Source organism: Streptomyces sp. 8L (assembly GCF_020176795.1).
Taxonomy (GTDB): Bacteria; Actinomycetota; Actinomycetes; order Streptomycetales; family Streptomycetaceae; genus Streptomyces.
Genome location: NZ_JAIUKE010000569.1, coordinates 1 through 6,495 on the forward strand (window position 1 = coordinate 1; position 6,495 = coordinate 6,495).

5 protein-coding genes and 1 pseudogene are annotated in these 6,495 nt (G+C 74.6%); 5 read left to right on the plus strand and 1 reads right to left on the minus strand.

The features are described 5' to 3' along the window. The 3 genes and pseudogenes from LCE31_RS34500 to LCE31_RS34510 form a co-directional block, all read left to right on the plus strand. On the plus strand, window positions 1-348 hold a 348-nt coding region (locus LCE31_RS34500; protein WP_225021577.1), incomplete at its 5' end, for a S1C family serine protease. 185 nt (window positions 349-533) lie between these two features. After that, window positions 534-1,280: a response regulator transcription factor gene (locus tag LCE31_RS34505; protein WP_225021585.1), complete on the plus strand. Its 747-nt coding sequence runs from the start codon at window positions 534-536 to the stop codon at window positions 1,278-1,280. A gap of 335 nt (window positions 1,281-1,615) precedes the next feature. Beyond that, window positions 1,616-2,629: pseudogene (locus LCE31_RS34510) on the plus strand (HAMP domain-containing protein); the annotation flags it as partial. 81 nt (window positions 2,630-2,710) lie between these two features. On the opposite strand, the gene LCE31_RS34515 reads toward LCE31_RS34510, so the two are convergent. Next, a complete protein-coding gene (locus tag LCE31_RS34515; RefSeq protein ID WP_225021579.1) occupies window positions 2,711-4,018 on the minus strand; it encodes a DUF1015 family protein in 1,308 nt (435 codons plus the stop codon). A gap of 72 nt (window positions 4,019-4,090) precedes the next feature. On the opposite strand from LCE31_RS34515, the gene LCE31_RS34520 reads away from it, so the two are divergent. Beyond that, a complete protein-coding gene (locus LCE31_RS34520) occupies window positions 4,091-5,170 on the plus strand; it encodes an HAD hydrolase-like protein (RefSeq protein ID WP_225021581.1) in 1,080 nt (359 codons plus the stop codon). Between the two features lie 177 nt (window positions 5,171-5,347). Continuing rightward, window positions 5,348-6,400, plus strand: a complete 1,053-nt coding sequence (locus LCE31_RS34525) for a FecCD family ABC transporter permease (RefSeq protein ID WP_225021583.1) — start codon at window positions 5,348-5,350, stop codon at window positions 6,398-6,400. Window positions 6,401-6,495 lie beyond the last annotated feature (95 nt).

A 6,495-nucleotide genomic window follows, 5' to 3' on the forward strand; every position in this document is an offset into this window, starting at 1 on the left:
GGCCTGTTCGGCGGCGGCGGGTCGGACGGGTCCGGCGGCGGCAGCGACAACTGGCCGTTCTCGTTCGGCGGCCAGCAGTTCAACGGCGACACCGGGAGCCAGACGACGACGTACAAGGCGTTCCAGACCGACGCGTCCCTCAACCCCGGCAACTCGGGCGGCGCGCTGATCGACATGAACGGCGACATCGTCGGCATCAACTCTGCGATGTACGCGCCGTCGTCCGGCGGCAGCGCGAGCGGCGACTCCAGCTCGGCGGGCAGCGTCGGCCTCGGCTTCGCCATCCCCATCAACACCGTCAAGGCCGACCTGAGCTCGCTGCGCGACGGCGGCAGCTCCGCCAACTGATCCGCGCGGGCCGCGGCGGGCGCGCCGGACAGGCCGCCCGCAGGCGCCCCGCGCCCGGGGGACAGCGCCACCGAGCACCCGCGACGGGGCCCACCAGCGATTGAGGAGAGGACGGACCCGCCGTGGCCGACTCCGTTACCTTCGGATACGACAGCGAGGGTGTGGACGGACGAGGGAGCAGCGACATGAGTGCCGCCGAGGCAGATCCCCAGCGGATCTTGATCGTCGACGACGAGCCCGCCGTGCGCGAGGCTCTTCAGCGCAGCCTCATGTTCGACGGATACGCCACGGAAGTGGCCGTGGACGGCTTCGACGCCCTCACCAAGGCCGAGGCCTACGCGCCCGACCTGATCGTCCTCGACATCCAGATGCCGCGCATGGACGGCCTGACCGCCGCCCGGCGGCTGCGCAACGGCGGGTCGAGGGTGCCGATCCTGATGCTCACCGCCCGGGACACCGTCGGCGACCGGGTCACGGGGCTCGACGCGGGCGCGGACGACTACCTGGTCAAGCCGTTCGAGCTGGACGAGCTGTTCGCCCGTATCCGCGCCCTGCTGCGCCGCAGCTCCTACCTGGCGTCCGCGGCGGGAGAGGGCTCGGAGCCGGAGAACGACGTGCTGTCGTTCGCGGACCTCAGGATGGACCTGACCACGCGCGAGGTGTCCCGCGGCGAGCGCCGCGTCGAGCTGACGCGCACCGAGTTCACCCTGCTCGAGATGTTCCTGGCGCACCCGCGGCAGGTGCTGACCCGCGAGCAGATCCTCAAGGCCGTGTGGGGCTTCGACTTCGAGCCGAGCTCCAACTCCCTGGACGTGTACGTGATGTACCTGCGCCGCAAGACGGAGGGCGGGGGCGAGCCCCGTCTCGTCCACACCGTGCGGGGCGTCGGCTACGTGCTGCGCGCCGACACGGCCCCCGGCGGGCCGGCATGACGGGTCCTGCGGGCGGGCGGGGCGACGGCGGACCCGACGACGACTCCGCCCGGGCCGGGGGCCGGTTCGGCGCGACGGGGCCGGTCCACGAGGACGGCCCCGCGGGCGAGTACGACGAGGACGACCGCCGGTGGCCGGACGCCGGGGACGACCGCCGGTGGCCGGACCACGACGAGGACGGCCGCCGTTGGCCCGACGACGAGGACAGCCCCGGGCCGGGCGGCACCACCGGCGCCACGGGCCCCGACGGCATCACGGGCACCACCGGCCCCGGTAGCCCCGACGGCACCGGCAGCCCCGGCGGCGGCTCGCACACGACCTGGTCCGAGGTCTCCATGCGGCGCTTCCGCGCCCTGCCGATCCGCTCCCGCATGGCGCTGCTCGTCGGCGCGGCCGTGGCGATCGCGGTGACGGCCGTCGCGGTGGCGAGCTGGCTGCTCACCAGCTCCCAGCTGCAGGACGAGCTGGACACCTCGCTGCACAACACCCAGCCGCCGAACAGCCAGGTCGTCGCCGCCCTCAACAGCTGCAGGACGGGCGGGGACGGCGCCGGGCCCAACGAGAAGAACTTCGAGTACTCGCAGATCGTGTTCGCCAACGGGCAGCGCTGCGTCGTCTCGTACTCGCAGCCGGTGAAGGTGACCTCGGCGGACGTCGACGTGGCGAAGCAGATCGCGAACGGCATCGACGGCAGGTTCCCCGGCACGACGCACGACAGCACGACGGACAGCGGCGAGCAGGTGCGGGTCAACACCCGGGTGCAGAACCTCCCGGGCTGGGGCCCCGCGGCCGTCTCCGTCTCGCGCCCGCTGCACGAGATCCAGGCGTCGCAGAACCGCATGGCGCTGCTGCTGACCGTCCTCGCGGGCATCGGCGTCGTCGGGGCGGGCGCGGCGGGCCTGTGGGTCGCGCGGACCGGGCTGCGGCCGGTGGACGGGCTGACCCGGGCCGTCGAGCACGTGGCCCGTACGGAGGATCTGAGCGTCCGCATCCCCGTGGACGGGGAGGACGAGATCGCCCGGCTGTCCAGGTCGTTCAACTCGATGACCGCCGCGCTCGCCTCCTCGCGCGAGCGGCAGTCCCAGCTGATCGCGGACGCGGGCCACGAGCTGCGCACGCCGCTGACCTCCCTGCGCACCAACATCGAACTGCTGGCACGCAGCGAGGAGACGGGCCGCGCGATCCCGCCCGCCGACCGCAGGGCGCTCATGGAGTCCGTGAAGGCGCAGATGTCCGAGCTGGCCGCGCTCATCGGCGACCTCCAGGAACTGTCCAGGCCGGACGCGCTCGCGCCGGGCCAGGTGCAGGTGGTCGCGCTGCACGAGGTCGTGGAGCACGCCCTGCGGCGGGGGGGGGGGGGGGGGGGGGGCGGGGGGGGGGGGGCCCCCCCCCCCCCCCCCCCCCCCCCCCCCCCCCCCCCCGTTTCCGGCTCAGCCCGGATACAGCGTGCGCAGGACCAGGCCCGTCGCCGGCTTCGGACCGAAGGACGTCGACTTGCGCGGCATGGTGACGCCCTGCCGCGCCAGCTCCCGTACGACGTCCTCGCGGACCGGATGCAGCAGCACCGCCGTGCTGCCGTCCGCCTCCGCCTTGTGGACCGCTGCCTCGGTGCCGTGGATGTAGGAGATGTGCTCCGGGGCGTCGGGCACCCGCAGCACCGCGTCCAGCAGCGCGCTGTGCAGGACCGTCGCGTCCAGCCGGCGCCAGGCCTCGGGCCGGTCCGCGCGGACGGTGCGGTGCAGCAGACCGGTGTCAGGACGGTCCACCAGGTGGAAACGGCCGTCACCTGCCAGCAGGTACGCGTTGCTCTCGGCCGCCGCGGCGCCCAGGGCCTCCAGCGCCTCGGGCAGCGGCCCGGGGAGCGTACGCACCCGGCAGAAGTCCTCCAGCGCGGCGACCGCCCGCTCCACCGGCAGGCCGTGCAGCAGGCGGTGGATCGCACGCACGCGCAGCGGGTAGCGCGCCGTGTCCACCAGCAGCACGAGCCCGTACGCCCAGGGGCCGTCGCCGCCGTGCTCGTCGCGCAGCCGCAGATACGTCGCCCAGCGGTGGTGGCCGTCGGCGATCAGGGCCTGGCGGCCCGCGAGGCCGCCGCTGATCTCCGCCTGCTCGGCCGGGTCGGTGACCGACCACAGCCGGTGCCGGAAGCCGTCCTCGGTGGTGGTCGCGAGCAGGGGAGTGCGTCCGCTGACCCGGTCGAGGACGCCGGCGGTCCGGTCGGCGCCGGAGGCGTCGCCCGCGCCGTCGTCCACGGCGCCGTCACCCTGGTAGGTGAGCAGGAGCGGCTCCAGGTTGGTCGCCGTGGTCCGCATCAGGTCGGCGCGGTCCTCGACGACGTCGGCCATCACGTCCTCGTGCGGCAGCACGACGCCGTCCGACGGGCCGGGCAGCGCGAGCGTTCCGATCACCCCGCGCTGGAGGACGCCGTCGCCGCGCTGCTCGTACACGTACAGCGCCGGCTCGGGATCGGCGGCCAGTACACCCTGGACCAGCCAGCGCTCCAGGGTGCGTGCGGCCTGCCGGTGCCGGCTCGCGGGCGTCGGCCCCTGCGGCAGGATCAGCCGGACGATGTTGTGCGGGTCCGCGGACTCCAGATGGTGCAGGCCGTCCGGGCGTACCACCACGTCGTACGGCGGTGAGGTCACCGCGGAGAGGCTGGCCACCCGCGCGGGGACGTAGCGCACGCCCCGGAACGGCGTCAGCCGCAGCCCCTCGTCCCCCGGGCCTGTCCTGTTCATCAGAGCATCGTATGTGGGGGCGCGGCCATGAGCGATGATCGGGTGAGCGGCTGGAGCGAGGAGTGCGGTGCGATGAGTCAGCGGAACGGGACCAGGCCCTGTGGTAGTGCGAGGGCCCTGAGCGAGGCGTACGACACGGCGCTGCTCGACCTGGACGGGGTCGTGTACACGGGCGGGGACGCGGTGGAGCACGCCGTGGACGCGCTGGCGGCGGCGCGCGCGGCCGGCATGCGGCTGGCCTATGTGACCAACAACGCACTCAGGCCGCCGCAAGTCGTCGCGGACCATCTGACCGAACTCGGGGTGCCCGCGGGCGCCGACGACGTGATCACCTCCGCGCAGGCCGTGGCCCGGCTGATCGCCGACGAGGTGCCCGAGGGCGCGAAGGTACTGGTGATCGGCGGCGAGGGGCTGGAGCTCGCGCTGCGCGAACGGGGCCTCGTGCCGGTGGACTCCGCGGACGACGGCCCCGTCGCGGTGGCGCAGGGCTACGGCGGGCCCGACATGGTGTGGCGGCGCTTCTGGGAGGCGTGCGCGGCGATCAACGCGGGAGCCCCCTGGTTCGTCTCGAACACGGATCTCACCATCCCGAGCCCCCGCGGCGTCGTGCCGGGCAACGGCGCGGCCGTGGAGGTCGTACGGATCGCCACGGGGGCGGAGCCGCGCGTCGCGGGCAAGCCGCTCCCCCCGATGCACCGGGAGACCGTCCTGCGCACGGGCGCGCGCCGCCCGCTGGTGGTGGGCGACCGGCTCGACACCGACATCGAGGGCGCCTTCAACGGCGGCGTGGACTCGCTGCTCGTCCTGACCGGGGTGACGGACGCCCGGCAGCTCCTGGCGGCACGGCCGCGGCACCGGCCGACGTACGTGGACGCGGACCTGCGGGGGCTGACGGCCGGGCAGCCGGAGGTGCGCGACGCGGGGGACGGCCGGTTCCGGTGCGGCCGGTGGACCGCCTCGGTGGCCGGAGGCGCGCTCGTCCTCGACGCGGGTGACGGGGACGGGAGCGGTGACGCGGACGAACGAGGCCGCGCGCCGGAGCGTGAAGTGGTGGACGGGCTCAGGGCGTTGTGCGCCGCCGCCTGGACCCGCGCGGGCGACGGTTCGAGCGATCTCGACGCGGGCGCGGCGCTGAAGCGGTTGGGCTGGTGACGACATCCGGGACGCGGGCGCCGCGGTGGGCTGTCCGACCGGAGGTCGGAACGTCGCCGCGGTGGAGCTGTCGGCCCGGTGGCCGGGATGTCGCCGCGCTGGGGCTGTCCGCCCGGTGGTCGGAACGTGATGTACGCGCCATCGAGACGCACAGCAGGATAGGCTAGCCTAACCTTCGTGTTGGTCGAGAGCCTCCCAGAACAGAGCGGCGCCCCCGCGGTCCCCGCGCCGCCTCGCGGTCGCCGGACGGTGCGGGGCGCGGGCCTGGCCGTCGCCGTCGTCCTGCTCGCGGCCGTGTGTGTCGCGAGCGTTGCCGTCGGCGCCAAATCCATGCCCATCGGCGATGTGTGGCACGGGCTGTTCGAGTCCAGCGGCAGCCGCAACGACATCATCGTCAGCGAGGTCCGCGTCCCGCGCACGCTGCTCGGACTGCTCGCGGGCGCCGCACTCGGCCTCGCCGGCGCGGTCATGCAGGCGCTCACCCGCAACCCCCTGGCCGAACCGGGCCTGCTCGGGGTCAACGCGGGCGCGGCGGCCGCCGTCGTGTCGGCCATCAGCTTCCTCGGCGTCAACTCCTTCAACGGGTATGTGTGGTTCGCGTTCCTCGGGGCCGCCGTCGTCTCCGCCGTCGTGTACGTACTGGGCGGCAGCCGCAGCGCGACCCCCGTACGCCTCGCGCTCGCGGGCACCGCGGCGAGCGCCGCGCTGTACGGGTACGTCAACGCGGTGCAGTTGCTCAACACGGCCGCGCTCGACCAGATCCGGTTCTGGACGGTCGGGTCGCTCGCCTCGGCCGACATGTCGACCATCGGGAAGATGTGGCCGTTCATCGCCGCGGGCGTGGTCCTCTCCCTGCTGATCGCCCGCCCGCTCAACGCCATGGAGATGGGCGACGACACCGCCCGCGCGCTCGGCGCCCACCCCACCCGTACGCGCGTCCTCGCCATGACCGCGGTGACGCTGCTGTGCGGGGCCGCGACCGCCGCCTGCGGGCCCATCGTCTTCGTCGGCCTGATGGTGCCCCACCTGGTGCGCAGCATCACCGGCCCCGACATGCGGTGGACCCTGCCGTACGCGGCGGTGCTCGCGCCCGTGCTGCTGATCGGCGCGGACGTGGTGGGCCGGGTCGTGGCGCGGCCCGCCGAGGTCCAGGTGGGCATCGTGACCGCGCTGATCGGCGGACCCGTCTTCATCTATCTCGTACGGCGCAGAAGGATGGCGAAGCTGTGACCGCCCCCCCCCCCCCCCCGCCCGCCCCCCCCGGGGCCCCCCCCCCCCCCCCCCCCCCGCCGCCCCCCCCCCGCCCCCCACCCCCCCCCCCGCCG

Bases quoted from the DNA above. Each gene is read 5' to 3' on its own strand.
- LCE31_RS34505 (WP_225021585.1), top strand. From the start codon at position 534: ATGAGTGCCGCCGAGGCAGATCCCCAGCGGATCTTGATCGTCGACGAC.
- LCE31_RS34515 (WP_225021579.1), bottom strand. From the start codon at position 4,018: ATGAACAGGACAGGCCCGGGGGACGAGGGGCTGCGGCTGACGCCGTTC.
- LCE31_RS34520 (WP_225021581.1), top strand. From the start codon at position 4,091: ATGAGTCAGCGGAACGGGACCAGGCCCTGTGGTAGTGCGAGGGCCCTG.